At 68.2% G+C, this 25,070-nt stretch carries 28 protein-coding genes and 4 pseudogenes; 18 read left to right on the top strand and 14 right to left on the bottom strand.

Annotated features, from left to right (window positions below; translation table 11 throughout):
• Positions 1-412: 412 nt before the first annotated feature.
• Both OG736_RS43650 and OG736_RS43645 read left to right on the top strand, forming a co-directional pair.
• On the top strand, positions 413-1,027 hold the full coding sequence (locus OG736_RS43650; protein WP_327187423.1) for a hypothetical protein: 615 nt from the start codon (positions 413-415) through the stop codon (positions 1,025-1,027).
• Positions 1,028-1,084: 57 nt separating this feature from the next.
• On the top strand, positions 1,085-1,381 hold the full coding sequence (locus OG736_RS43645) for a hypothetical protein (protein WP_327187422.1): 297 nt from the start codon (positions 1,085-1,087) through the stop codon (positions 1,379-1,381).
• Positions 1,382-1,679: 298 nt separating this feature from the next.
• Here OG736_RS43645 and OG736_RS43640 read toward each other — a convergent pair whose 3' ends face one another.
• Positions 1,680-2,411 carry a phosphotransferase gene (locus OG736_RS43640; RefSeq protein WP_327187421.1) on the bottom strand — a complete coding sequence of 244 codons (732 nt, stop codon included), beginning with the start codon at positions 2,409-2,411 and terminating at the stop codon, positions 1,680-1,682.
• A 480-nt stretch (positions 2,412-2,891) separates the two neighbouring features.
• On the opposite strand from OG736_RS43640, the gene OG736_RS43635 reads away from it, so the two are divergent.
• Positions 2,892-3,293, top strand: a complete 402-nt coding sequence (locus tag OG736_RS43635) for a hypothetical protein (RefSeq protein WP_327187420.1) — start codon at positions 2,892-2,894, stop codon at positions 3,291-3,293.
• 91 nt (positions 3,294-3,384) lie between these two features.
• Complete coding sequence (locus OG736_RS43630) at positions 3,385-4,167, top strand: phosphotransferase enzyme family protein (RefSeq protein ID WP_327187419.1); 783 nt, start codon at positions 3,385-3,387, stop codon at positions 4,165-4,167.
• Positions 4,168-4,366: 199 nt separating this feature from the next.
• On the opposite strand, the pseudogene OG736_RS43620 reads toward OG736_RS43630, so the two are convergent.
• Positions 4,367-4,642, bottom strand: a pseudogene (locus OG736_RS43620) (helix-turn-helix domain-containing protein); the annotation flags it as partial.
• Positions 4,643-5,439: 797 nt separating this feature from the next.
• Here OG736_RS43620 and OG736_RS43615 point away from each other — a divergent pair.
• Entirely contained in the window at positions 5,440-5,586 is a 147-nt protein-coding gene (locus OG736_RS43615) for a hypothetical protein (RefSeq protein ID WP_327187418.1), read from the top strand.
• Positions 5,587-5,853: 267 nt separating this feature from the next.
• Here the strand turns inward: OG736_RS43615 and OG736_RS43610 are convergent, their stop codons facing one another.
• Positions 5,854-6,078: a LexA family protein gene (locus tag OG736_RS43610; RefSeq protein ID WP_327187417.1), complete on the bottom strand. Its 225-nt coding sequence runs from the start codon at positions 6,076-6,078 to the stop codon at positions 5,854-5,856.
• Positions 6,075-6,296: a DUF8825 domain-containing protein gene (locus tag OG736_RS43605; RefSeq protein ID WP_327187416.1), complete on the bottom strand. Its 222-nt coding sequence runs from the start codon at positions 6,294-6,296 to the stop codon at positions 6,075-6,077. The genes OG736_RS43610 and OG736_RS43605 overlap by 4 nt, the downstream gene beginning before the upstream one ends.
• A gap of 470 nt (positions 6,297-6,766) precedes the next feature.
• Between OG736_RS43605 and OG736_RS43600 the strand changes: the two genes are divergently transcribed.
• The 3 genes from OG736_RS43600 to OG736_RS43590 are packed head-to-tail and all read left to right on the top strand — an operon-like array spanning position 6,767 to position 8,387.
• Positions 6,767-7,096, top strand: coding sequence for a hypothetical protein (locus tag OG736_RS43600; protein ID WP_327187415.1), 330 nt, complete (start codon positions 6,767-6,769; stop codon positions 7,094-7,096).
• On the top strand, positions 7,093-7,890 hold the full coding sequence (locus OG736_RS43595; RefSeq protein WP_327187414.1) for a hypothetical protein: 798 nt from the start codon (positions 7,093-7,095) through the stop codon (positions 7,888-7,890). Before OG736_RS43600 ends, OG736_RS43595 begins: the two co-directional genes overlap by 4 nt.
• Positions 7,887-8,387, top strand: coding sequence for a DUF6262 family protein (locus OG736_RS43590; RefSeq protein ID WP_327187413.1), 501 nt, complete (start codon positions 7,887-7,889; stop codon positions 8,385-8,387). The genes OG736_RS43595 and OG736_RS43590 overlap by 4 nt, the downstream gene beginning before the upstream one ends.
• A 203-nt stretch (positions 8,388-8,590) precedes the next feature.
• Here OG736_RS43590 and OG736_RS43585 read toward each other — a convergent pair.
• A pseudogene (locus OG736_RS43585) lies at positions 8,591-9,700 on the bottom strand (hypothetical protein).
• A gap of 209 nt (positions 9,701-9,909) precedes the next feature.
• On the opposite strand from OG736_RS43585, the pseudogene OG736_RS43580 reads away from it, so the two are divergent.
• Positions 9,910-10,035: pseudogene (locus OG736_RS43580) on the top strand (Ku protein); the annotation flags it as partial.
• A gap of 367 nt (positions 10,036-10,402) precedes the next feature.
• Here the strand turns inward: OG736_RS43580 and OG736_RS43575 are convergent.
• The 3 genes from OG736_RS43575 to OG736_RS43565 all read right to left on the bottom strand — a co-directional run bounded on the left by OG736_RS43575 (position 10,403) and on the right by OG736_RS43565 (position 12,965).
• Complete coding sequence (locus OG736_RS43575; protein ID WP_327187412.1) at positions 10,403-11,236, bottom strand: NAD(P)H-binding protein; 834 nt, start codon at positions 11,234-11,236, stop codon at positions 10,403-10,405.
• 155 nt (positions 11,237-11,391) lie between these two features.
• Positions 11,392-12,312, bottom strand: coding sequence for an RNA polymerase sigma-70 factor (locus OG736_RS43570; RefSeq protein ID WP_327187411.1), 921 nt, complete (start codon positions 12,310-12,312; stop codon positions 11,392-11,394).
• A gap of 179 nt (positions 12,313-12,491) precedes the next feature.
• Positions 12,492-12,965, bottom strand: a complete 474-nt coding sequence (locus OG736_RS43565; RefSeq protein ID WP_327187410.1) for a carboxymuconolactone decarboxylase family protein — start codon at positions 12,963-12,965, stop codon at positions 12,492-12,494.
• Between the two features lie 176 nt (positions 12,966-13,141).
• Here OG736_RS43565 and OG736_RS43560 point away from each other — a divergent pair, with 176 nt between their 5' ends.
• Complete coding sequence (locus tag OG736_RS43560; protein ID WP_327187409.1) at positions 13,142-13,483, top strand: hypothetical protein; 342 nt, start codon at positions 13,142-13,144, stop codon at positions 13,481-13,483.
• On the opposite strand, the gene OG736_RS43555 is transcribed toward OG736_RS43560, so the two are convergent.
• Positions 13,476-13,709: a hypothetical protein gene (locus OG736_RS43555; protein ID WP_327187408.1), complete on the bottom strand. Its 234-nt coding sequence runs from the start codon at positions 13,707-13,709 to the stop codon at positions 13,476-13,478. The two genes, OG736_RS43560 and OG736_RS43555, sit on opposite strands and share 8 nt — an antisense overlap.
• A 384-nt stretch (positions 13,710-14,093) precedes the next feature.
• Positions 14,094-14,657, bottom strand: coding sequence for a tellurite resistance TerB family protein (locus OG736_RS43550; RefSeq protein ID WP_327187407.1), 564 nt, complete (start codon positions 14,655-14,657; stop codon positions 14,094-14,096).
• Between the two features lie 96 nt (positions 14,658-14,753).
• Here OG736_RS43550 and OG736_RS43545 point away from each other — a divergent pair, with 96 nt between their 5' ends.
• Positions 14,754-14,960: a hypothetical protein gene (locus tag OG736_RS43545; protein WP_327187406.1), complete on the top strand. Its 207-nt coding sequence runs from the start codon at positions 14,754-14,756 to the stop codon at positions 14,958-14,960.
• A gap of 93 nt (positions 14,961-15,053) precedes the next feature.
• Here OG736_RS43545 and OG736_RS43540 read toward each other — a convergent pair whose 3' ends face one another.
• A complete protein-coding gene (locus tag OG736_RS43540) occupies positions 15,054-15,347 on the bottom strand; it encodes a hypothetical protein (protein WP_327187405.1) in 294 nt (97 codons plus the stop codon).
• 30 nt (positions 15,348-15,377) lie between these two features.
• Between OG736_RS43540 and OG736_RS43535 the strand changes: the two genes are divergently transcribed.
• The 3 genes from OG736_RS43535 to OG736_RS43525 all read left to right on the top strand — a co-directional run bounded on the left by OG736_RS43535 (position 15,378) and on the right by OG736_RS43525 (position 16,943).
• Positions 15,378-16,175 (top strand): sigma factor-like helix-turn-helix DNA-binding protein, encoded by a 798-nt coding sequence (locus tag OG736_RS43535; protein WP_327187404.1) that lies wholly within the window; start codon positions 15,378-15,380, stop codon positions 16,173-16,175.
• A complete protein-coding gene (locus OG736_RS43530; RefSeq protein WP_327187403.1) occupies positions 16,157-16,303 on the top strand; it encodes a hypothetical protein in 147 nt (48 codons plus the stop codon). The genes OG736_RS43535 and OG736_RS43530 overlap by 19 nt, the downstream gene beginning before the upstream one ends.
• Positions 16,304-16,448: 145 nt before the next feature.
• Positions 16,449-16,943 carry a hypothetical protein gene (locus tag OG736_RS43525; protein WP_327187402.1) on the top strand — a complete coding sequence of 165 codons (495 nt, stop codon included), beginning with the start codon at positions 16,449-16,451 and terminating at the stop codon, positions 16,941-16,943.
• A 418-nt stretch (positions 16,944-17,361) separates the two neighbouring features.
• Here OG736_RS43525 and OG736_RS43520 read toward each other — a convergent pair whose 3' ends face one another.
• Positions 17,362-17,553 (bottom strand): hypothetical protein, encoded by a 192-nt coding sequence (locus tag OG736_RS43520; RefSeq protein ID WP_327187401.1) that lies wholly within the window; start codon positions 17,551-17,553, stop codon positions 17,362-17,364.
• A 902-nt stretch (positions 17,554-18,455) separates the two neighbouring features.
• Positions 18,456-18,782, bottom strand: coding sequence for a helix-turn-helix domain-containing protein (locus OG736_RS43515; protein WP_327187400.1), 327 nt, complete (start codon positions 18,780-18,782; stop codon positions 18,456-18,458).
• Positions 18,783-19,045: 263 nt separating this feature from the next.
• Here OG736_RS43515 and OG736_RS43510 point away from each other — a divergent pair, with 263 nt between their 5' ends.
• The 3 genes and pseudogenes from OG736_RS43510 to OG736_RS43500 form a co-directional block, all read left to right on the top strand.
• On the top strand, positions 19,046-20,296 hold the full coding sequence (locus OG736_RS43510; RefSeq protein WP_327187399.1) for a hypothetical protein: 1,251 nt from the start codon (positions 19,046-19,048) through the stop codon (positions 20,294-20,296).
• Positions 20,297-20,356: 60 nt separating this feature from the next.
• Positions 20,357-21,973 carry a hypothetical protein gene (locus OG736_RS43505; protein ID WP_327187398.1) on the top strand — a complete coding sequence of 539 codons (1,617 nt, stop codon included), beginning with the start codon at positions 20,357-20,359 and terminating at the stop codon, positions 21,971-21,973.
• 233 nt (positions 21,974-22,206) lie between these two features.
• Positions 22,207-22,585 (top strand): annotated as a pseudogene (locus OG736_RS43500) (transposase); the annotation flags it as partial.
• Here the strand turns inward: OG736_RS43500 and OG736_RS43495 are convergent.
• Positions 22,550-22,873: a hypothetical protein gene (locus OG736_RS43495; RefSeq protein WP_327187397.1), complete on the bottom strand. Its 324-nt coding sequence runs from the start codon at positions 22,871-22,873 to the stop codon at positions 22,550-22,552. The pseudogene OG736_RS43500 and the gene OG736_RS43495 overlap by 36 nt on opposite strands.
• A 182-nt stretch (positions 22,874-23,055) precedes the next feature.
• On the opposite strand from OG736_RS43495, the gene OG736_RS43490 reads away from it, so the two are divergent.
• A complete protein-coding gene (locus OG736_RS43490; RefSeq protein WP_442817146.1) occupies positions 23,056-24,795 on the top strand; it encodes a SpoIIE family protein phosphatase in 1,740 nt (579 codons plus the stop codon).
• Positions 24,796-25,070: the final 275 nt, after the last annotated feature.

Below are 25,070 nucleotides of genomic sequence, written 5' to 3'. Positions count from 1 at the left end.
GGCGTTGGGGTGTGCTGAGGACGATGTCGGGGTGCCGACCACGCTGAAAATGCTGTGGTGACCTGCAGTGATGCAGGCGCGAGGCCACGAGTGCACGTGCCGCTGAGAGCGGGGTTGTCGGCGGGGGATATCGGCCCGGTCGGGGGCGGTGTTGTCGCACCGTGGCCGTGGTCGGGCCCTGCTGGTCGGTGGGCACCGCGGTCTCTCGTCTTTCTCCGGCCACCGCCTCGAGAGGCTGATACAAGGGGTGTACATCACGCACTGCGAAGACCCCTCGTGCGAGATCTCAGGCTCACAGCATCCTGCCCGCTAGGTTCGGCTGATCCGGACGCCGGTCCGATCCGTGAGGCTGGAAACGGGGAAGCGACGGGCCGGAGGATTCGTGGCGCGCTGGCCTGGTAAACAGTGACCGGTGGGTACCCAGGAGCGCGACCGCAAGGTGTACCGGCCGCTGCGGCGGGCCGGCCTTGAGGTGATCCCGGACGCCGTTCCGGACGGCACGATGCCGTTCGTCGCCGGTTATCGTGCCGAGGACGTGGCCGGCGCCTTCTCCCACCGGTACGACACCCCACGGCTCGTCGAGCGGCTCAATGAAGACTGGTACGACCTCGCCGTCTCCTCGGGCCTTCTCGATGACCGGCGTGAGTTCCTCGTCCAGCTTCCACAGGGCACCCGCACGCACCGAGCCGCTCTGCACAACCTGCACGGCGACAGCGCCGCACCGGCACTCTGGACCCGGGTCCGGCTCCTGGACCACTGGGACATCATGGGCCGGGGCGCGGCATCGGCGTTCCTCGGCATACACGCGGGCCACCCGGGCTTCGCCCTGATGGCTCTCGACAGCAGCGTGTACATCATTGCCTCGACGGGCGAGAGGGGCGTCGACGTGTTCGCGGTGCGCCACCCGGACCGCTCGGAGAACATCCTGCAGTACCTGGAACAGGTCACTCTTCGCGACAGTCCCTACGTCAACCGCGAGTTCAAAGAGCGGATCACGGTCTGGCTCGCGGGCCGCTCACCTAGCTAGGGTGCTTCTTTTGGATCTTCCCCCGGAGGGTTCCAGGCGGCCGATAGAGTGCGCGCCGTGGGCATACCCGGCTGGTTCGTCTGGCTCTTTCTCGTTGTGTTCTTCTGGCAGGTCCTCTGTCTCTTCCCCGTCATCCATCGACTGCGGGAAGCCAACTCCGCGCTGCGTTTCAAGGCGCGCCTTGACCTGCTGGAGGTCGTCGGCTCCCTGCTGCTCTTCGGCGGCATGCTGCTGAGTTTCATGGTGGGGGAATCCTGGTTCTGGCTCGGCCTCGCAGGCTTCCCGCTCCTGACCGCTGTCTACGCCGTGAAGGGTGTCCACTGGCTCCGCGCCCGCCGCCACCCCACGGCCTGATCCAAACGACGGGGCCCAGCGCTGTCAGCCGTTCAGAGCGACGACCACGCGGCCCGGTGGCCGAGGCCAGCAAGGATTGTTGCTGGCCAGCTGATCATGTGACTACTCCATTGCCGACTCGTTCACGTGGACATAGGAATGCCGTGGTGACCTGTGGAGATGCCGCCCGGGGGTGTCGGCGCAGGTGGTGTGGTCGGGGCCGGCTGGTGCGCTCGGCCGTACACGCAGGGCCGCATCAAGGCCGTCCGACCACCACGGGAAGGAACCGGCGAACCGACCTCGGCCGTTACCCACGCGCTCACTGCACTGAGCGTTCCAATGCATCTCGATGATCTGAAACCCACTGATAGGCCGACTGAACTTGCCGCACCGCCCCTGCTTCACGAAGCCGGGCCATGGCGAGGTCACCCGCATCGGCCTGGGTCTCGATGCCCCGCCAGCACCGGTCCTGCCACCACAGGATCGTGGATACGAGGCGTTGCCGGTCAGACAACTCGTAGCTGTCAACGATCAGCCTCATCCGTCGGGCCGCCTTCTCAACGTCGGTGACCGAAGGGCCCAGAGCGAGGTACTGCCAGCAGACATGAGCGATGTCGTGGATCCGCGCGCCCGGTGCCGCAAGGTCCCAGTCGATGAATGCCACTGGCCGAAGCTCGCCACTGGACAGCTGATAGACAGTGTTCTTGGGCGACAGGTCGTTGTGACACACGACCTCTTGATCTCCGGCCAGCGGGGTACCGGCCGTCAGGTCATGGAACTCACGCGCGAGCCGGGCGACCGTCACCAGACTCTCCTCCGATGACACAGCAGCAGGTTGTCGCGGCTCCCATGCCACGTGGCCATCGAGGTAACTGAGGACTTCCCGGCCCTCGTCGTCCACACCGAGATACCGCGGAGCACCACCCCAGCCACTGGCTTCAAGCAACCTCAGCAGATCAACCACGAACTTCGCCGAAGCCGGGCGGCGCACCGTGTCCCCGACTCGAGCGACCGCATTGACGAAACCCCCGGGCAAGAACGATTCAGGCATCCCTCCACCCTGTCTTATCGCTACCTCTCACGCTCATAGCTTGTCCCGACGCGCTTGATCCGCCCCGAGACACCCCGCCAGATGATCTACTCCGCAGGCTCCCGCCCACGACCAGCGCGAACACCCGACAGACCAGCACGCCAGCACTTTGACCTGGAACTTCAAGTTGGCGGAGGCTCAGTCGCGTGCGTCGCCGGTACGGGTGGCACGGTTCTTGCCGTGGTGAGCTGCGGTGATGGCGCGAGGCCGCCGGTGCAGGTGCTGCTGTGGGCGGGGATACCGGCGGGGATATCGGCGTGGTCAGGGGCGGTGTTGTCGCACTGTGACCGTGGTCGGGTCCTGATGGTTGGTGGTGTGGTCGGAGCCGGCTGGTGCGCTCGGTCGACGCGCGGTGCCGCATCGAGGAACGCCCGCAGCATCGACCAGTCACCCCCGCCACCGTTCCGGCGCTCGCGCTGGTAGTAGATCAGCGCGTCCGGGATGACGGCCTCGCCGCTCCCACCGGCGACCATGGGCCCCGAACGCCTCGCCGCCAAACTCCGCGCATACGCCCGCCTCCACCACTACACCCCCGTGCCGGTCGGCCGGCGCCGCACGATGGAGCCGGTCCAGGAGGTCCAGGAGGAATGGCGGCGGCACTATCCGCTCTTCCCACGGCTGCTGTTCGTCCTGGACGGCACCGGCCCCTCCGGCATCGACACCCGTCTCCGAGCACTCCACGCCGCTGACGTCCACCCCGCGGTGGCCCGCTTCCTGCGTGCGGTGACCGTGCTGGCCGCCCCGATGACCGACCTGCTCCAGCACGGGCCCACCGCGGCTGTGTGGCGCCCTCTACGGGACCCGGAACAACGGGTTGGTTGGATGGACCAGCTGGTGCCATAGAGACCTTCAGCTTGTTCTTTAACCTCCGTCCCGACTCTGACGCTCCCCCTAATGGGGTGATCATGACGAGCTGATCCGACACACTGGTTCGATGCGGAACGATGATGAACAGCCTTTGTCCGGTGGCAACGTCAGTGATGGTGTCGTTCGCGTCGGGGACACCGTTCGCCGTCCGACCGGACCATGGACTCCCGCTGTGCATGCCCTGCTTGCCCACCTGCACGAGGTGGGATTCGGCGCGGCGCCTCGTCCGCTCGGCATTGACGATCAGGGGCGTGAGGTCCTGACCTTCATGCCGGGAGATGTGGTCTGGCCCGACCGGTTCTCGCTGATGGAACCCGCTCGACAACTGGCTCGCGTGGCACGGCTGATCCGGGACTTCCACGACGCCGTGCAGGACTTCACGGCGCCCTCCGATGCGCGGTGGCAGACGCTGATCCCCGCTGAGGGCAGTGACATCATCGCCCATAACGACCTGGCCCCCTGGAACCTCGTGGTCGCAGACGAGGCGCGGTGGGCCTTCATCGACTGGGACGCTGCAGGTCCCGGCTCGCGCCTGTGGGATGTCGCATACGCCATTCACGGGTTCATCCCGCTGTCCGCGCATCCGGACTGGCAGAGCCCGGACGCGGCGGACCGACTGCGAGTCTTCGCCGACGCCTACGGTCTGGCTGAGTCCGAACGCCGTCGGTTGGTGCCTCTACTGGGGCGCCGTACGCGTTCCATGCACGACTTCCTGCGCGACCAGGCAGCCCAAGGAGCCCAGCCCTGGGCAAGGCTGTGGGCTGAAGGCCACGGCGACGCTTGGCGAAACGACGCCGAATACATCGAGCAACGCGAAGACCAGTGGATGCAGGCCCTGCTCGCTAGCTGAGGCATCAGCGCCCGTGCCTGGCTCCTGGCATCGAACGACATCTCGTCCTCGCTACCGCGATCAGCCGTTTGCCGGCTCGGTTTCCGCGGCCGGCTGGGGGTTGCGCCTTTCCGGGCGAGGCGCCTGGACATGAGGGTGATTGCGGCCCAGGTGATCAGGGTTTCTGAGTGCTGGACGAGCCGTTCGTAGTCCCGGGCATGTAGGCGTGCCACCAGCCCTGCTGTCCGGATTCCCTGGCCATCTCCATCAGCGAGTCGATGACCTGCTGGTCCGTCACCCCGTAGAGCGCGCACAGGTCGCGCACATCACGAGGGCTGATGGCGCGGCGACCGTTCTCCAAGTGGCTGATCTTGGGCTGGGAGACCATGAGCCGCTCGGCCAATTCCGTGCCCTTCAAACCACTGGCCTGGCGGAGCCGGCGCAGCTCGGCTCCCAGACGGCGTCTCCTGACGGTGGGGTTGATGTTCGCCGCCACGAGCGGTGTACCTCCGGCTCCACGTCATGCTGCTGGCCCGCAGACTGCCACGGAGCACAGGGTGTTGATCATGCGCCATGCCGTCTTGTTCGTCGGGCGGCCAAAGCGGCCCGTGACCCTGTCACTTGCTTTGCACTGGCAGGGAACCCCGTGATGTGCAGCAGGCGATTGCGCATCTGTTCGTGGTCTGCGCAATGCCCCGGACCACAGGCCCAACCACGATCCGGGACCCGACCACAGGCCCGATCACCGCAGGTCAGCGCATTGCGCAGACCATTGCGCAGAGAGCCAGAAGAGGAGTGCCCGGCCACCACCCTGCCGACTACGCAGGACAGCCGGCTGAGCACGGCCGGCGCCCACCGCCCGGTCCTGCGCAATCGGCGACCGGGCCGATTGCGCAGCCACTGACTGCAACCGCACGGCTCTCTTCGATTCATCCGGGCAATCAACTCGCCGGATCCGTAGCGGAGCGAGCGTCGCCAGGGGTGCCGACGGCCATGCTTCCAGCCCCCTCTCGGAATCCGAGGGACACGGTCGGAACCAATCTGCTGGTCGACCCTCACAAATGGCTCTCTCCGCCCCATAACCAGGTAGAGGCCGTGACTCCACGGCTTGCAGATCCAGCAGCTCTGATCGGTGGCGCCGACAACCCGCCCTCGCCGTCTCGGTGAGGGCTTTGTCGTGCCGTAAACGCCCTGCGCCGCAGGACTTGCAGACCTAGCCGTCGCTCCGCCACCGTCACGACTGCCCCGTCCTGTCCGGGAAGGGAGGACTTCTTTCCGACACCAGGAGGACTAATGCCTACCGGCCGCAGCAACGTCCCCCTCATCGTCATCGCAGCGGCGCTCGCCGGCCTGATCTCCGTGGCGTACCCGGCAGCGACCCCGGCCCTGCCCGTCGCCGTGGCCGTGGCCGGGCTCGTGATGCTGTTCCTCAAGCTGTGAGGCAGGACGCGCCAGGGAAGCAGCCGGCAGGACGCGCTCCCCCTGGCGAGTTCCCTTCGCCGGGCCCTGCCGTCCCCCGTGGACGACAGGGCCTACCGCGCCTCACGGCTCTCCGCAGGAGGCCACGCGGCTGTTCGACTGACGGCTGTCGGTGGCGCGCGTCCGGGCATCGACAGGGCGAGTACTGCGGTACCCGCCTTGCCGTCGTCCGCCCCAAAGGTGCGTAACCGCAACACTTACCGCCTCGCGTCCCGTGCGCCGTTCCCGTCAGCCGGTCAGGCGGCAGCTCTGCCAGCTGCGTCCGTCGCGGATCAGTGCGCCGCGCTCCTCGAGGTTGGCCAGGTGATAGGCCACCGACGCCGGGCTGCGCAGGCCGAGCTCGCGCGCCAGCTCCCGCACCGACAGCGCCTCGCCGCGGTCCCGGATGGAGTGGCGGATCGCGCGGAGGATCTCTTCCTCCCGCGCCGTCAGGTGCTGCGGCCGCCGGTTCACCGCTGCCGCTCCAGAACGCGGCCCCGGCGGCGCAGCTCTTCCCGGCCTGCCGGTCCATGCGTCCAGTACGGGTGCCACCACAGGCGTACGGACAGCCGGAGCAGACGGCGGCGCAGCGCCGTGACGTTGCGGGGCCGGGGCGCGGCGAGCGCGCGGTAGGTCGCGTTCCAGGCCTGCTGTGCCTGCAGAAGGTCGTCGGGGAAGTCGGTGCCGTCCATACCAGCATTAGATCGCTTGTTCGATTTCCTTGCCAAGCGACACCCCCGGCACCGCCCGCCACAGCTGGAAAGACGGGGTTGCGGAGCTAAGCCGGCCCCGGTGGAAGATGCACCCCGCCCTCACGAACCGGCATGCAATCGACTCACTAGACCCCGCGTGAGGGCTTAAGGCGCCGCCGTCCCCGCGTCTGCTTTCGACGCCGGCCCCGCTGGCAGGTCACCGACTCCCCCATCCGTCACAGAACACGGATTCAAGATCCCGTGCGGCCAGGAAGCTGCAGCTCGCAGCTATCGAATACGCCTGCACAGCAAGCGAAAGTGCTGCCCACCGAGCGGGGTTGCGCGGCTAACCATCCGCCCCCGCCACCATGCCTGCCACGCCCGCTGCCGCATCCGGTGCTGTCCCCCGCCACCACCACAAGCGGTGACACACCCACGCCCTGCTCACCGCACCCCGCCAGGAGCCGACCATGAACACCCCGACACTGCCCAGCCTTCTCTCCGGCCTCGCCGCCGGAACCTCGGCCCTCGCCAACGCCCCCTGGTGGATCGTGGCCCCGCTCCTGCTTCCGACCGCCGCCGCAGCCATCACCACCCTCGTCACCACCTGCACCACCGCCCGCACAGAAGCCATGCGACGCCGCCACGAAGACACCCTCCTCGGCAAGGCCTGCCAAGCCGAGGACTACACGAGGGGCCTGGACTACATCGCCCGCATCCGGCAAGTCAGTGCTCCCCCACCACCGGATCCCGCGGCACAGACACAGCAGCCGGCCGAACCCCCGACTCCCCCGCCATGACCAGCTGGTGCGGGCACCGCGCACCCTTCGTAGGCTGTTCCTGCTCGGGGCCTGTCGCGGAGGTAGGCCATGCCCCGAACCATCTGGTCCGGCACGGCACCATCAGCTTCGGCCTCGTCACCGTCCCGATCCACGTCCAGTCCGCCACCGAGAACCACTCGATCCGCTCCCTGATCAAAAAGGGAGCGAACCTCGCTCACGTCAAGCGCTACCTGGGCCAGGTCTCGGACACGATGGCCGAGCACTACGTCCACCTCGCGAACACCGACCCGCGGCTCGAACAGGCCCTGCATGCCGTCTGGGTCACCGACCCCGGGGCCAGCGAGCCCGGCATACTCCTGTCCTCAGGCCGACCCATGACGCCCGAGGAAGCGGCAGGACTGGCGATTGATCTCGCCCGTACCTCCACGCCAGCCGACGGGGGCTTCTGCACGTTCCAGCCCGCCATCAACGGGGACTCCTGCCCCTGGAACCTGAACTGCCACAACTGCGACAAGTTCGTCCTGTCCGGCGCCGACCTCCTCTACTGGCACCGCAAACGCGAACAATGGCACGCGCTCGCCGAACGCGCCCCGGACAGCACGACGGCCGATTTCCTCCACGACATCTTCGAACCCACCGCCCAAGCCATCGCCGGCCTGGAGAAAGCTCTCGACGCCGTCGGCCTCCTCGACGACGCGCTCTCCCTGGACCTTCGCCGGCCTCAGGACTACTTCGGACGCGTCTGGGCCACCGCCTTCCCCGCCCAGGAGCTGAGCCGACACGACGCCGAGGAAGAGCAGACCACCCCGTGAAGCCGACCGCACCCGAGGCCGCCATCGCGGCCCGCAGGCAACTGACCGAGCAGAAACTCGACGGGATGAAAACCGCTATCGCCCAGCTCCGCCGCGAAGGCGGCCGCCTCAGTGTCCGGGCTATCGCACAGCGGGCCGGTGTCTCCGCCACCTTCTGCTACGAGAACAACAGCGCCCGCGCACTTGTCCGCCAAGCGGTCGCCGACAGCCGCAGCAGCCGTGACCGGACAAGCCTCGAAGAACACGACCGCGTCGAAGCAACCTGGCGAGAGCGGGCCCTCAACGCCGAGAACGAACTGAATCGGGCACAGAGGGAAGTCCTTGCCCAGCGTGAACGCATCGCGGAACTCATGGGCCGGGCCCGCGACGCCGAGACGATGGTCCCCGGAGACTCCGCTCAGACACTCCGCTCAGACACTCCGCACCGAAAACACCACCCTCAGACAGCGCGTCCACCAGCTCAGTCAGGAACACCGCAAGCTCGAGGAACGCCTTGAAGGAGCCCGCTCCAACCTCCGCTTCGCCGACCGGCGCATCGCCGACCTCGAAGCCCAGATCCTCGAACGACGGATGCCCTGACGCTCGTCCGGGCGAAAGACGCTGGACGCAGCACCCAGGGCGGCAGCGATCTCAAGGTCGATGTTAAAACTCAAGTTGAGGAAGATACTTGGCGCCTTCCTCGACTTCGGTCTCGATGGCGCTAGAAAAGGCCAGCGGACGTGTGCTGCGCGAGGTCCGCAAGGATCTCGCGCAGCACACGGGCTGCGAACAGCGGGTAGCCGGACCAGGGTGTGCTGGAACGTTCCCCGGTCGGCCCGGAACAGGTAATTGGGGTGCGGCGGGAGCGGGTCGTCGCGGAGGACGTCCCGGGGCATGCCGCCCGACGCGGGAACCGGCAAGTACGGCGGGGAGAAAGCCAACCACAGCCACACTCCCAGCGGCAGCGGCACCGGGTATGCCGATGCAGCCGGGCTGGCTGGGGTCCAGGTCTGACCCGCCTGCGGATGGACCGGTACCAGGAGAATGCCGACGCCCGCATCGGGAGCGGGCCGTCCCGGTCCCGCCAGGACAGCGCGCCGCTTCGGCGGGCCCGCGGGCAGCAGGGCGTCGAGCGCGCGTTGGAACACGTCCGCGGTCAGACCGGCCGGGACCTCACCGGTTGTCCTTCGGAGGCGACCAGTAGGTGGGCGAGCGCCTGGCCAGCTGCCGCCTCCCATTGCGGACTCCACGACCTGTAGTGGCTCGACCCGAGCCGTCCTCCTCTCCACGTGGCAATCTGCTCGAACGGGGGCGTGCCCTCCCCCTTCTCCGTCAGCTCCTCCCAAGAGAGCGGCGCAGCGTCGACACCGTCAAGGAGGACTCGGTACACGGCATCTGAGCTGAGCCGCAGTGCCTGCCAGAGCGAGCAGTCGTCGATCCTGGTCGCCACAGGCAGGCCGCACGCCACGCAGGCCAAGTCGGGGCCATCAGCCCCGTCGAGGCCACAGCAGGCACCGCCGCGTTTCTCGGGGATCAGTCGGGTGCCGCGGATATCACCGGGCGCGATGACAGTCGCGTCGGGCGCGCTGTCGGACAAGGCGTAAACCGGCGCGTAGATGCCGCGTGCCTCCGCCTCGCCCGGATCGATCTCGTCCCACATCCGCCACGGCCGTCCCCAGGGGTCCGGGTCTACGGCGAACGTCCCCGATTCCATGAGCACCGGAAGCTGGACCCCGTTCCCGTAACTCTGACGGGCGTGGGCAGGAAGGGAGACCTGGGACAACGGGACGGTCAGCTCGGCATCGCACCTCGCACAGACGAAAACGAACAAAGGCCCTCCGCATGGGAAAGAGCCGTATCCTCGCACCTCGGAGGCAGTCAGCCCACGCGTTTTCGCGTCCACCACGGGGCCACAACTAGGCGATCGGAACTGGTCGCGCTCTGCCGCGCAGCCATCGTGCACGACTCTCCCATTGCTGACACGAACGTGGCGCGTCAGCGAAGGTAGCGGACGTCCCGGTTGATCGAGCGTTTGGTAAACCGGACGGCCAGGTCGCGACCAAGCCCTACAAGCTGCTCCGCGAGGCGCTGGCCCGCTCGTCGAGGGTGGCCCTCGCCAAGTACGCGTGGTCTGGGCGCGAACGGCTCGGCATGCTGCGGCGACGCCATCTAGGTTCTCGCGCTGTCCGGCCCCCGACGCCGGCCGGACACTCCGCGACTGTGGATCAGCGGGTGCACCGGGTCGGCGCTGCGGGATCCGCGAACTTGTCCGCGCATGCGCGTTCGGCAGCGGCGACCTGCCCGCCCCTCATCGCGCTCAACTGCTCCGAGCCCTCCGGCTCAGTGACGAGGTGATCCGCGCGAGCATGGCACCTCCCTCACCCAGTCGAGGAAGCGGCCCAAGGCCAAGGCATAACGTCTGACACGGTGACTTCGTCTACACGACAGGTCAGGCAATGCTCCGCCTGTGACCGGCCTGCGGGTGTGCGCGGACGGGCCACCGTCAAGCAACTGATGCAGGAGGGACGGCATTTCATCGGGTTCCTCCTGTAGTGAAGGCGGCGCGGTGGTCCTTCGCCCAGGTGGCGTACGTACGTGCCGGGCGGCCCAGCAGCCGCCGTACGGTGTCGGTGGTGGGCCCGGCTTCGCGGGCGTAGTCGGCCAGCGAGCCGAGCAGCCGGTCGGGCACCTCGTCGGGCAGGCCGGCGGCGAGCATGCCGCGGCGGATCTCGTCCGGTGCGGCCTCGACGAAGGACAGTGACCGGTCGAGCGCCGCGCCGAGCGCGGCGACCTTCTCCGGCTGGCTCAGCGCCTGCTCTCCGGTAAGCAGGTAGGTCTGACCGTGGTGCTGAGGGTGAGTCAGGGCAAGGGCGGCCACCTCGGCGATGTCCCGCTCGTCGACAGTCGAGGTCCTCGCGTGCGGGTACGCCCCCCGGACGGTCCCGGTCACCTGGATCTGCCCGGCCCACGCCAGGGTGTTGGCGGCGAAATCGGCGCAGCGCAGGATCGTCCAGTCCAGGCCGCTTCCCTGGACGACCTTCTCAGCAGCGTGGAACTGCTGCCGGAAGCGTGCGTGCCCAGCCGGGTACTGCACGGTGACGGCGGACAGCACGACTGCTCTTGCCGCGCCCGTCTCGCGGGCGCGGGCCAACAGGTCGACAGCGGTGGATCCGGCAGCACGCGGGCTGAGCAGAATGGCCTCCACGCCGCCGAGGGTGGGAACCTTCGTGGGGTGGACGAGCTGTGTACCGGCGGGGAATTCGGCGTGCGGGTCGCGGGTGACCGCGGCGACTTTCGCTCCCCCCTCGACCAGGAGGCGGACGGTTTCCCGGCCGACGACGCCGGTGGCTCCGGTAATCAGGATCATGACTGAACCCCCAGTGGGTGTGTCGATAAGCGATCTTGCGTGGTGGATGATCACGGTTCGTATCGTGGGAAGACGTCACGGGCGAGCCGTGCGCCAGGGTCATCGGCATGCGGCACTGAAACCTCCGGTCCTGCCCTGTCAGGCTGGTCGGGAGATCACTGGGTTTTACGGGTCTGCTTCACTTCCTGGTCGACGGCCCAGGCGTCGGCGACCGGGCCGAGGTGGCTGAGCTTGTCGGGGTTGATGACCGCGCGGATCGTCTGGATCTGCCCGTCGAGTGTGTCGAGGGCGAGGATGTGGAGGATTTTGCCGTCGCGGTCGCGGAAGAGCGCGCCCGGCTGGCCGTTGACCTCGTGCGGTTCGAACGTGATGTCGATCCGGGCCATGAGCGGGTATACGGTAGCGAGCAGCCTGGCCACGTTCTCGGCGCCGGTGACGGCCCTGGCCAGCTGCGGTGCCTTGCCACCGCCGTCCCCGATGAGCTGGGCGTCGGCGGACAGCAGATTCTGCAGTCCGTCCACGTCTCCCTGCGTCAGTGCCTCGAAGAACCGCCTCGCCAGCTCCTGCCGCTCCTGGCGGTCCGCTTCGAACCGGGGCCGTCCCTCGTGCATGTGACGGCGTGCCCGTACGAGCAGCTGTCGGCACGCGGCCTCCGAGCGCCCCACCGCGGCAGCGATCTCGGCGAACCCGAAGGCGAAGACCTCCCGCAGCACGAACACCGACCGCTCGAGCGGACTGAGCCGCTCCAGGAGCAGCAGCGCCGCCATCGACACCGAGTCGGCCAGCTCCGCCGCGCGGGCCGGGTCCTCGTACGGATCGTCCAGCAGCGGCTCGGGCAACCACGGTCCGACGTACTTCTCCCGCCGCACCCGGGCGGAGCGCAGCACGTCGATCGCGATCCGGCTCACCGTGGCTGACAAGAACGCCTTGGCCGACACGGGCCGGGTTCTCGAGGCGTCGTAGCGGAGCCAGGTCTCCTGTACCGCGTCCTCCGCCTCACCCACGCTGCCCAGGATCCGGTACGCGATCGAGAACAGCAGCGGCCGCAGCTCTTCGAACTCCTCGACCTTGCCCACGCCGACTCCCCCTCTGCGGTCTGTGTGCCCGGCCGGACCCGTGCCGACGAGGCATCTTTCGAAGACCATCCGATGTGTGAGCGGACCTGACAACGCCCGCGCCCGCGGACGACCTCATGGCCTTGAGCATGGCGTCCCGGTCCCGGCAGGCCTGACCCGGCCGGGGTGCGGTGGCGGGTTCAGTGGAACTGGCCGACCTGGTAATCGCCGGCCGGCTGCTGGGTGATGATGTTCAGCCGGTTCACCGTGTTCATGAACGAGACCAGCAGCACGAGGGCCGCGAGTTGCTCCTCGTCATAGTGCTGGGCGGCACGCGCCCACACCTCGTCGCTGACCCCGGTGGCCGCGTCCGCGACCCGGGTCCCCTGCTCCGCCAATGCGAGCGCGACGCGTTCAGCCTCGGTGAAGACCGTTGCTTCCCGCCAAGCCGCGATCAAGTTCAGCCGCACCGGGCTCTCGCCGGCCGCGGCGGCTTCCTTGGTGTGCATGTCGATGCAGACCGCGCAGCCGTTGATCTGGCTCACGCGTAGCGCTACCAACTCCTGCGTCGTAGCCGGCAGCGGCGATTCCTTCAGCACCCGGCCGACCGACATGAAGTACTTGAGCGCCTTGCCGGCGGTCGGGCTGGCGAAGTAGTTCAATCGCGCGTCCATCGTGTGCTCCTCCACGTTCGTCGATGCCTTCACCCCCGAGACGAGGCGGCCCTCCCGCCTGTGACACGACGCGGTGTGACCCACGTCTCTCCGCTGACCGGACTCGGGATGTCACAGGCCGAATCGCTGGCAGCGACCCGTTCACCGCGCTGCTCACCGAAGAGCACGACGCGCACGTGCTGTGGCTTCCGGTGGCCGAACCGGTCAGCACGGTCGGCCCGACCGTGCTGACCGGAGGCCGCGTGCTCGCCGTGGCGGCAGACCATCCGCTGGCCGAGCGCGGCACACCGCGTCGCTGGAAGACCTCGGCGACAACCGTGTCGTCGACTTCGGCCCCGCCCCCCGAATACTGGGTCACGGCGATGGTCCCCACGCGTACGCCGCTCGACCGCCGAATCCCGCGCAGGCCCGCCGCGCGGACTTTGCACGAGATTCTCTCTCTGGTCGCCTCCGGACAGTGTGTCCACCCGCTGGGCGAGATCGCCGCCCGCTACAACCATCCCCCCGGCATCAGATGATGGTGGGGTCGGAGACCCGCACGCAGTAGTAGCCCGCGGGCTGCCCGTTGAACTGCTCCGATGACGCGACGTTCTTGGTGGCCAGGAGAGTTCCGTCCGCGCCAACCTTGGCGGCAGCCCGGGCGTAGGGGGCGTTGAGGTCCGCCGGGGCCGCCGAGGCGGTGCCGGCCAGGACCGTCATGGAGGCGACTGCGGCAGTGACGAGGGTGAGGAGTCGAGTGCGCATGGTGTTTCCCCGGCACGCCGGTGATCTGGCGGCGGGAGGTGACGCCCCCGCCGCAACATGACCGCTACCGCGATTGGGGTGTTATAGGGGTTGCCTTCAGACCGGCCCCATCGCTGGCGACCCGCTGGCCGCCTACCAGGGTCGGCGAGGCTTAGCGCGGGTCCCCTGAACTCGCGCGCCGGCCGGGGCCGCGGCCGCGCGGGATGAAGCGGGCCAATCTCCTGGCAGGCAGCGCCGACGCGGGTGTTCTGACCCCTTGCCGTACAACGGCAGCACGTTCCAGGCCAAGTGCCAGCCGTACTTCGACAACGACTCGGACAGCGGCCGTCGACGCACTCCCGCCCTGCGTCGGCGACCCGCTTCCCTCTCAGAGCTGTCGAACTGTCAGAGCTGGAACTCCGCGGGGTTCAGCCCCAGTGCCACGCAAGCCTCCTGAAGGACCATTTGCTCCGCCTGCGAGAAGTGCCCGTCGGCGCCGGCGATGACGATGCCGGTCTGGATCACCGCGCGGGCCTCGGTTGGCTTCTTGGCGGCCTTGGCGATGTCCTGCATCACCTCGGCCTTCCCCTGCGGGAAGTTACGGGTGAGCTGTTCCACGTGCTTGTGGAAGCGCTGACGCAGCTGCTCCGGCGGGAAGTTCTGCAGCACCTCGTTGCTGAGGATCATCGACTCCATCTGCTGCATCTCGGACGCGTCCACATGGCCGTCCGCCGCCGCGACCAGCGCGCACATCGCCATGCTCGCGTCCCGGTAGGCACCGCTCTTCAGCTCGGTCTTGATCGAGCCGAGCTGGTTCTTTAGCAAGCCGACCAGCTGGGCGCGGGATCCACCGGGCGAGCCCGTCCGCGAACCGCTCTGCGGACCATGCCCCCCGGTCGTGCCGCGCCCGCCCTGCGCCTGCTGCTGCAAGCTCTTGGCCTGGTCCTTGAGCCGGTCGAACAGTGCCATTGCCGTCACCTCGGTACTCGTCTGATCGATCTCACCCTGGGAACGGCCCCGCCCCCGAAAAGGTTCCACAGCGGGCCCCGGCATAGATTGCCCTCCATGACCTCCACCGCGGCCCGCACCGCGCTGGACCTCACCGCCGTCCTCCCGGTCCCCGACCTGGAGGACCTTTACCGGGACCTGCACCGCCACCCCGAGCTCTCCGGCCAGGCGAACCGCACGGCCGCGCAGTTCGCCGGCGGCTGGGGAAGGCGGGGTGCGACACCGCCGAGGCCATCGGCGGCACCGAAGTCGCCGGAAACTTAGCCCAATCCTTAACCCTCCTGGGGGTGTGATCGGGGGATGGATGAAGGATGACGGGGGTGAGCTGCGCCATCAGTGCCGGGTTGTGCGGTCGGCTCATTCCCATTCCCCGATGGTGAGGAAGTCTGGATGGTGTCGCCATTGCCGGGCGATGGTGGTGAGGGCGTCCCACGTACCTACGAGGGCAGGCTCATTGCCCCACTCCCGAAACGCCCTCGCCTGGCCTAGCAGTACGCGCACCGTGTCATTCAGTGCCTGCACAGCTCGGTCCGTGTCAGGAGCCTCAGGGCGGATCAGCAATAGAGGGTCCGTGCGGGCGAAGAGGAACCGGGCCAGTTCCGCGAAGCGGTCCTCGGTGTACTCATCTGCTGCCTCTTCCTGCTCATCCACGGCTGACCTCTTCCTGCTGGCGTTAAGGGTTTGAACCGGCCCCACTCTTCCGGCCCGAGTTGGCCGGAGGAGATCCTGTCCCCCGGCGCCTGGCTGACGACGGTGACCGGCCGCATCTGTCTGGACCTGCTCGGCTCGGCGCGGGCCCGCCGTGAACGCTATGTCGGCGCATGGCTGCCCGAGCCGCTGCCCGACGGCACCGAGTGGGCACACGCGGGCGGCGGTCCCACCGGCCCCGCGGACCCCGCCGACCAGATCGTCCTGGACGAATCGGTGGCCATGGCCTTCCTCGTCGTCCTGGAGTCGATGACGCCCGCCGAGCGGGTGGCGTTCGTCCTGCACGACGTCTTCCGGTACCCGTTCGCCGAGATCGCCGACGTGCTCGGTCGGACCCCCGCGGCCTGCAAGCAGCTGGCGGCCTCGGCCCGGCGGCGGGTGAGCCCCGCGGGCGCTCCGGTGCCGGCAACCGGCCGGGCCGACGTGGTGAGGCACGTCAAGGAGGCGTGGGAGAGCAAGGACATCGCGACCCTGGTCGCTCTCCTCGACCCGGCCGCCGTGATGACCGCCGACGGCGGCGGCATGGTCGGAACCGCCCTGCGCCCCGTCGAGGGCGGCGCGCGTATCGCCGAGTACATGGTCGCCATCGCCGACAAGGCTCCCGGGCTCGAACTCCTGGAACGGTCGGTCAATGGTGCGCCGGGCCTGGTGGCCCAGCGGTCCGGTGTCGTGATGACCGTGGCCGCGTTCGACGTCTCCGACGGGCGCGTCACCCGTATCTGGGTGATCCGCAACCCGGAGAAGCTGCGGCCGTGGGCGCGGGACTGCTAGGCGGGTACGACACAGACGAACAGGGCACCGCGCGCCGCTACTGGGGCAAGGCACGCTTCGGCAGCAGCGTCGTTGACCGCTGCCTGCCGATCGTCGGCCTTGCCGAGCAGCTTCGTAAGGGCATTTGACAGCCCATTCGACACAGCGATTCGCTCGGCGTCGGTGCGTGCGGCCTTGGCGTCCGCTACTGAACTTGAATGGGTGATGTCGGGGACGGGGAGAGTGGTGGTACCCCGGCCGCTCCGCCTGTGGCTGGCTCGGCAAGATGAGCGCATGACCGAGAGCGAAGCGGATCTGCTGGCGTTACTGCGCGTGCTTGATGATCCGGAGCGGCTGGAGTGGCCGCAGCACTACGACCGTGGCGAGACCGCAGCCCGCTTCGGTGGTCTGCTGACCCGACTCGAAGGCGACTTCTCAGCTCGCTGCACGGATGAGCAGGACACCCAGGACTCCAGCGAGTACGGACGCGTCGTCGTGCCGGCTGACGCGACCGTATGCGGAAGCCGGATCGTCGTCTGCGTGAGCAAGTTCGGCTCACTGGCGCTGGTCTGCGCGGACAACCCGGGCGCCTTCCTCGGAACGGAGGAAGCTCAGTCCGAGGGCGAGCTGGACGGCGCTGACCTTGCCAAGGTCAACCGGGCGTTGGTCGAGCTCGGCTATGTAGTAGTTGCCGAGGAACTGCTGGAGAGCGACTACGACGGGCCGAGCCGACTGCCCTCGCATGTTCAGCGGCCCACCTGGTGGGCTCGCTTCTTCGGCTTCTTCTGACGATCACTCCGACAGGGTCAGGCCCGTGCCCGCCAGGCAGAGGACGACCGCCGCTCCGAAGCCGAGCACATCTCCGCGCCGTGGAACTGGGCCTGCCGTCACCTTCCACCCCTTCTGCCGTCGCCTGTGCTCGGGGGCACCGTACCGGGCACAGGCGCGGTACCCGGCCGGTCGTCGGGCGATCCGGCCTCGGCAACAGCGCCTTCTCGGCCAAGGCGGGTGGGGAAACGGCACGGGCTTTCCGGGCGTCGACCTGCTGGTTTGTCCCATGTTCTGGCCTGGGGCCGCATCGGCCCGGGGACGGTGAGGAGCAGCGGTATGGGCGTGAGCCACAGCTATCTGACCAGGATGGAAGTGCAGCACCTGCTGGGCGGGACCACGTTCGGGATGTGGCGGTCGGCGCGGAAAGCGTGGCATCTCACGGCACACCCGCCTTCGCCATGGGTGTCCCGGTGTACGTCGGCCTGAAGCCGTACGGCGTCATCTGCCCCGTGGCTGGCCGGGTGGCCGCCGTCCAGGGTTGCCTTGCGGGCGGCGCTGAGTGGGTGGAACCGTCTCCCAGACCGAACAGGAACGCGAAGATCAGCACACACGCGGCAATGACAGCCACGGCTGACTCCACACTATTGGTGCGCCGGTATACCAAATGACCGACGGCCAGGCTTAGCAGCACAACGAGACAGTTCACGACAGGAAGCTGGACAGTGATCACAGGGGGCCCTCTGACTCGTCGCCCGCATATCACAGCGAGCCGAAGCGGAGTGAAACCCCTCTCGGACGTCCCAAAATCTCGTCCGATTGACATTAAGAGGGGTTTTTTCTTCGGCCCTGTGGTGGGGGCCCTGTGATGCCGCGTACGACCTACCCGACCCGCAACCCGGTCAATCCTCAACGGCGTTGGCGACCGGTGTGACACTCCTGGACCCTGACACGTCTCCCTAGACGCGAAGCACTGGCCCGACAAGATCCGCGATCCTGCCGAACTCTTTCCGGATCCCGTGGACGTGTCCGAGGACAAGATCAAAGAGGCGCTCGCCCCTGGCCGATGTCCGGCGCCTGAGGTCAGGCCGTTGGTCAGCCGGTCGGCGAGCTGGACGTTGAAGTCGGCCGGTGAGGTGAACACCCGGCCGGGAAGGAACGACGTCTCGAGATACCATTGGCCCGCTCGACCAGGCCCTTGGACTCGGGATCCCGCGGCTTGCAGAGCAGGAACCTGACGCCGAGCAGTCCGGTGAACACAGCGAAGTCATCGGTGAGTTGGGGTCCGCCGGACCGCCAGGAGCCGACCGGCACTCGGGGAACGGCGCCCAGCTCGGTCAGCAGCCGCCAGTGCCCGGCGATCACATCGGCCGCAGACCTGGACGGCAGCGTCCGGGCGGTGATCCATCATGAGTAGCCCGCGACCATGACCAGCACCGGCGGCCGCCCGACCTGCCCAAAGCCGAGCGGGATGTCGGCCGGCGGGAACCACAGGTCGCACTGGCCGATCTCGCCCGGCTCATAGGCCGGCCGCTAAGCCGGATCCGCAGGCCGATAGGCCGGCAGCAGGTCCCGGACCCTGTCCTTGAGCACCGTCAGGCCCCGGTCCCAGCCGATCCGCTCGGCGATCGCCATCGCCGGCATCTCCGGCCGCTGCTCGAGCAGTTCACGAATCTGCGGCTCGACCGCGTCCACGATCGAGTCTTTCGGTGCCCGCTGGTACATCGGCGGCGCGTCGTCCGCGATCGCCCTGCGAACAGTGTTCCTCGCGATCCCCAACTTCCTTGCGATCGTCCGAACCGGCATCTGCTCGGCACGGTGAAGCCGAGGGATCTCCGCCCAGTCCTCCACGCTGATCACCGCTCCTCCCGGCCTGGCTCAACGAGCCAGACCCCTAGAGGGGGTCAACTTTCAAGCGCCGCCCCTGGTCCACTTTTCAGCCGTCGTCGACAGGGCCGATCACGGCTGGCCGCTGGGAGGAGCTCTACCTCTCCTGACACACGGGAGGGCCTGCGGAGTCCGACCGGCACATTACCCAGTCATCGGCTGGATCGTGTCGTGTCTTGCCCATGGGGGTCGGGTACGGCTTCGGTATCTGGCCGTGGCGGTGGGGAGGTTCTCGGGTGGGCAAGGCGAGCCGGGGCAAGAGGGAGCGGAGCAGGGACAAGGCAGAGCAATGGACGGCTGCCGGCGCTGCCTGGGCGGCGCGCCGCCTGCTGGAGCAGACCAGGCGGTCTCTGGCCGGTAACCCGTGGGTGCAGACGATGCTCGCCTCAAACATCAACAACGTCGTCACCGAGCTGTACGCGGTGCTACTCAACAGCGATCTTGCCGATATGGCGGACAAGCCCGAGGGCATTGCACGGGATGCGGCGTGGTCGATGACGCTGGGCAAACAGGGACATCGACCGCCGTGGCCCCGGGCGGCCGGGGAGGCTGCTGAGTGGGAGATCCAGCAGATCGGGAGACTGCTGCGGCGTGCGGAGGTTCTTGTCGTCTCCCCGGCGGCGCACGCCGCGGTTATGGCGGCGACCTCCACTCTCGAGCCGGCCGACGTCAGCACCCTGGACCGTGACCGCGACGTCCTGGTGCCCGCCGGGCTGCTGGTGCTGCCCGAGCCGGTCGTGGTCGTCAACCCCACCGGCTCATTGTCGGACATCAAGGCGTTCGGCTGGCAGTTCATTACCCAACACCAGATCCTGCCCGCCGCCCAGTACCCCGGCGTGCAGGTGACGACGTTCATGGACCGCGACGGGCCGGTACAGCCGCCTGGATGGCGCCAGGCGGTCTCCCAGGCGCGCGCCTCACGCAGCCCACTGCCGCCGCTGATGCCGGACGGCATGTACGGGATGCGCGGCGACGCGTGCCTGGCAGAGGAGAGTCCCGAGATGCTCGAGAACCTCTCCGATCTCTACCGCGGGATGCAGAAGGCACGTGCCCAGGCCTCCCAGTGGCGTGCCGAGCCAGTTCCCGAGATCGGAGAATGGGACGGCGGCCGCGTCGATGATCCGTACGACGACTTCGTGGCCCGCTACATGTTCGCCTTCTTCCGCCTGATCACCCAGGGTGTCACGGCCATTGCGCCGCCCCAGACCACCGGGGCTCGCGAGGCCTCCGGCAGCGGTGACGCCACCGTGCCACGGGACCCCGATGTACGGGTGATCCGGCTCGCTGCGCCCTCGCCCCGGCCGTCCGATCCGGCGGGGGAGGCAAAGCGGGTGTATCACCACCGCTGGCCGGTGCGCATGCACAAGGTGAGGCAGTGGTACCCCAGCCGTCAGGAACACCGAGTGATCTGGCGCGGCCCCTACATCAAGGGCCCCGTCGACGCCCCGCTGATGATGGGGGAGAAGGCCTACCTCGTGGATCAGTAGAAATCGACAAGGGTGCGCAGCCAAGGATGGTCAGCAGATCGCCGACGAGAGGACCGATGCGTGGCGGCCGACTGGGGCGCACTGGACTGGACATGCCCCACGTGCGCGGCTTCGCGCAGGAAGACGTGCACCACGAAGGACGGCCACCCCCGGCCCACGCACCTCGCCCGCCGCTTCACCTCGACCCTGCTGCAGTTCGCCGTACGCCGCGGCCGCGGCCAGCCACCCGCCGAACGCGCCCAGATCGCACGGTCCCTCACCACGGCCCAGGACTCGGACACGTCCGCCCGCGAGGACTACCTGTGGCACGAGTCCACCGGCGAGCTGTACCTGTGGGACCAGGTGGTGGCCGCAGCTGGCCTGCATGCGGCGGCGGCCGTCGAGGGCCACCTCGACGGCGACGAGCTCCGCGACGCCACCCAGCAGGCCGCACACCGCATCACCCAGGCACGAGAACTCCTGCACGAATGGCACAGCGAGCGCGCAGAGTATCCGCTCGACGAAGAGCTTCTGGCGGGTGTGCTGCGCCCCGCGCCGAGCCTGCTCGCCCGTGCCCGGTGTCGCGGCGACCTTCAGCGACTTGAAGCCGACCTCGCGCGCCGGACCATGCACCTCGACCGGCCCGGCGGGACCTGGGCAGCGGCGTGGCACAGCGACGGTGCCCTGACCGCGCACCGCGACGACGGGCTTTGTGTGCGCGGCTGGAGTGCCACCCCGGATGCTCTCGGGCAAGCCCTGCAGTCGTTCGAGGCCACCAGCCGCCACCACCCACAGATCACCCTGACCCTGCACGGCGAACGGCCAGAAGCCCCCGCCACAGACAGTGACGTACCCGGTATCGGTCGGGCGGATGTCCTGCGCGCCTTCGATGCCGGCCGTGCCGCGCTCGATGCCACCGTCGCCGCCATCACCCAACTCCAGTGGGCCTGGCCCGAGCACGAGATCAGTGATCGGGTGCGTGCGGCCACCACCCAGCTCCAGACGAGTGCGCCGCAGTCGCCGTATTTCAACCTCTACAACCGCCAGCGGAAGCACTACTGGGCATTCAGCGAGAGCGCCGCCTGGGTGCGTACCGACGCCATCGTGCACGCCATCGATGAGGTCTGGGGTGACTTCGACCGGTCCGAGGCGTCTCGCGGCCCGAGCTGGATACCCCGCGCCACCCGCGAACTACTCGCCACCAAGCCCGAGCAGCTCGCCGCGTTCCTCCGCCACCACCTTGCCGAGGCACCCGAAATCTCCCTCGGCGTCATCAACGGACCGGCCGGACCGCTCTACAACGTCTCAACGGGCGGCGCCCATCGCACACACCTCTTTCGGATCCTGGGCCTGCCCTGGGTGATCGCGAAGCTGTATGCCCGCATCCCACCCCGTCGGTTCGACGTTGCGTCCGTCATCGACACCGCCAAGGGCATGACCGAGGTCGAGCGCGTCGGACGCGGCTGGCACACCCTGCTCGAGCGCGGCCTCCTCCACGGCCGCATCGGCTACGAAGGCGCCTTCGCCGTGCTCGACCTCGATCACGCCCCCGCGCCGTGGCTGCTCGGCGACGCCGCCCTCGCCAGCACCTACAACACGGCCTACGAGCGCATGTACCCCGGCGCGCTGACCGAACTGGGCATTCCCGTCGCCGCCTTGGCCGGCCGCAAAGCATGGCAGCAGTGGCTGTACGGCTGACGACCACCAACAACGCGGCATGGACCACAGGCGTACACCTGTGGCTGGTCGCGATAGATGGATACTGGCCCTCGCTCGTTTCTGCCACCGGGGCCGAGGTGCCCGGTCAGGGGGAGGTTGTCCACGCGCCTCCCCCGAGCAGTGAGTGCCGCCGGTGTGTTGTACAGCGTTCTTGCCTGAGCGGTACTGTCTCGACAGGCCCTTTCTCAAGCAAATCCGTTCCCGACCGCTCGGGCGGACTCAAGAAGACCAAGAATCGCTCGAAGTTCCTGGAGTTCTGCCGCTACCTGCGCTCCTTGCACCCGGCCGAGAAACGCATCGCGATCGTGTGTGACAACTACTCACCGCACCTGACCACGAAACGGTGCCGCCGGGTGGCGGACTGGGCCGACGCCAACAACGTCGAGATCGCCTACACCCCAACGAACTCGTCCTGGCTGAACCGCATCGAGGCCCAGTTCACCGCCCTGCGGTATTTCACCCTCGACGGCACCGATCACGCCAGCCACAAGGAGCAGGGCAGCATGATCCGCCGCTACATCATCTGGCGAAACCGCCACGCCAAACGACAACCACCTACGGAAGATCGTCGCCAGAACCAACGTTGCCTGACCCCAGCCCCGCGGAAACAGCCGCTACCGCATCGGCGACGTCCGAGGTCACCACCCGACGATCGGCCTCGACCAAGAACGGCGGCTGACCGCCCGGACCACTATCGAACTGGACGCGGTCCAGGACCGCCCCGACGCCCAGGAAGTACACGTTGTCGTCGTCACTGGCGCGCGTGACCGCCAGACGCTCGATGATCACACCCGGCACAGCCTGACGCACCTGTGCGAAAACCTGATCGACCAGCCCACCGGTCAGATCACCCTGCCCCCACGATCGGGTGCGGCTCAAAGCTCTCCCCATACCCCTGAGTATGGCAGTGACCACCCCAGAACCGCAGGGCAAACGTTGCCTGATGCGGCACTAGCATGTCGCTGCCGATGCTGCTGCGGTTCACAGCGGCGTGCCCTTGTTTGCATGGTGTGGTCCGGTCTGGGTAGGCGGATGAATTCGTGTCTGAATGGAGGAGGGACGTGGACGACACCGCCGCTCCCGGCAGGGAAGGTATAGCCGTGTCCGGGCGTCTGGCGCGCTCTGGCGTCCTGCTCGACGAAGCGCTGGAAAGCCTGCAGGCGTCTGCCGTGGCAGTCGATGACGATGGCCTCATCGTCGCAGCCAACAGCGCAGCCCGGAGTTTGGTGGCCAGGAAGCCCTCGGAGCTCATCGGCCAGGATTTCCACGACCTGCTGCACCGGGACAAGCACGGCCACTCGATGCCGCGTACGCGCTGTCCGATAAGGAAGGCGCTTCTTGCGAGGGAGACTACGCATGGCGACGCCGAGTGGTTCGCCCGCGGGGACGGCACTCTGGTCCTGCTGTTCTGGCTGGTCACGCCATATGCGCTCGGGCCGGGGGTGACGGGTGCGCTGACGATGCTGTACGAGCCGAAGCAGGAAAACGTCGATCCCAGCGATGACCGGCATTCCGCACCGCTGACGGAGCTGGATCGCCTGGCCCTGCTGGCGGAGACGACCACGCAGCTCACCTCCACTTTGGACGTGGACGAGGCGCTGCACAGGCTGGCCGCCCTGACCGTGCCGCGGCTGGCCGACTGGGCAGTGTTCGACCTCCTCACCGAACGGGACGAGGTACGACGCGTTCTGGTAGCCACACATAAAGACGGCATTTTGGTCGAGCGGGACGACCTGCAAGGCCCGATGCCTCCCGTGCCGGAGGAATCGCCGATGCCCCTGTCACGGGCCCTACGTGGCGCAGCCTCCTCCCTCGCCGGTCCCGCGACGTATCAGGGCCCGCCCGATTCAGGCATCGCGGTCGAGCAGCAGCGCTTGTTCACCGAGACGGGCATGCGCTCTGCCGTCATCGCTCCCATTCGCGGTCTGCGCGACGTACTGGGCGCTCTGACCCTGGGCCGCGCACAACGCCACGACGCCTTCACCTCTGCCGATCTTCCGCTGCTGGAGGATCTCACCCGCCGGGCAGGACTGGCACTGGACAACGCGCGCCTGTACCAGCGCCAGCGCAAAGTCGCCGAAACCATGCAACGCCACCTGCTGCCCCAGCTCCCCGTCCTTCCCGGACTGGAGATGACCGCACGGTACGTGCCCGCTCCGGACGCCTCCTCTGTGGGAGGCGACTGGTACGACGCCTTCGCTCTGGCCGACCACGCGCACGCATTGGTCATCGGTGATGTCGTGGGACACGATCTTGACGCCGCAGCCGGTATGGCGCAGGTCCGCAACATGCTCCGCGCCTTCGCCTGGTCCCACCCCGAGGCCGCCCCCAGCACGGTCATCACCCGGCTCGACGAAGCCGTGATGCACGTAGCCGAGGTCCCCATGGCGACCATGATCCTTGCCAGGCTCACCCTGGGCGAGGACACCCTGTGGCGCCTGCACTGGAGCAACGCCGGCCACCCGCCACCCCTGCTCGTCACCCACGACGGCCAGGCCCGCTACCTTGACGAAGCCCACGGCATGCTGCTGGGGACCGGAGTCACCAGAGCCCGCCCCGATGCCCTCACCGTCCTGCCGCCCCGGGCCACACTCCTGCTCTACACCGACGGACTGGTCGAATCTCCGCAGCGCTCCATCGACCACGGGCTGGTCCGGCTGCGCCGACACGCAGCCGCCCTCGCCCACCGGCCCCTGGACTCCTTCTGCGACTCCCTGCTGGACCAGGTCCGACCCAGCGACAACGACGACGACGTCGCCATGATCGCGCTGCGCACTCCCCCTCCCGCCGAGGAGCAGTGACAGCGACACTTCTTCAGAAACGGCAGTCAAGCCTCGGGGCCCCGTCGTCGCGGGGAGTGGGGCGGGGGCGGTAGCCGCAGCTGGGGCGCCTGGCGCACATACGGGGGCAAGACGATCCGGGCGCCGGCAGACTCTGCCCGCCGGAAGCCAGAACAGCCTGGCCTCGAGCAGACACACACGCCCTATACCGGACCGGGAGTTCACCCCTTCCGCGGGTTCACGCGGCTACGTACCGCTGCCCATCCCTGAATCGATCGGCACACCAGCCTTCGTCG

It is taken from the genome of Streptomyces sp. NBC_01334, assembly GCF_035983595.1.
GTDB lineage: Bacteria > Actinomycetota > Actinomycetes > Streptomycetales > Streptomycetaceae > Streptomyces > Streptomyces coriariae.
Note: the sequence above shows the minus strand (reverse complement) of the source record. Positions and strands in the feature narration are given on the sequence as shown.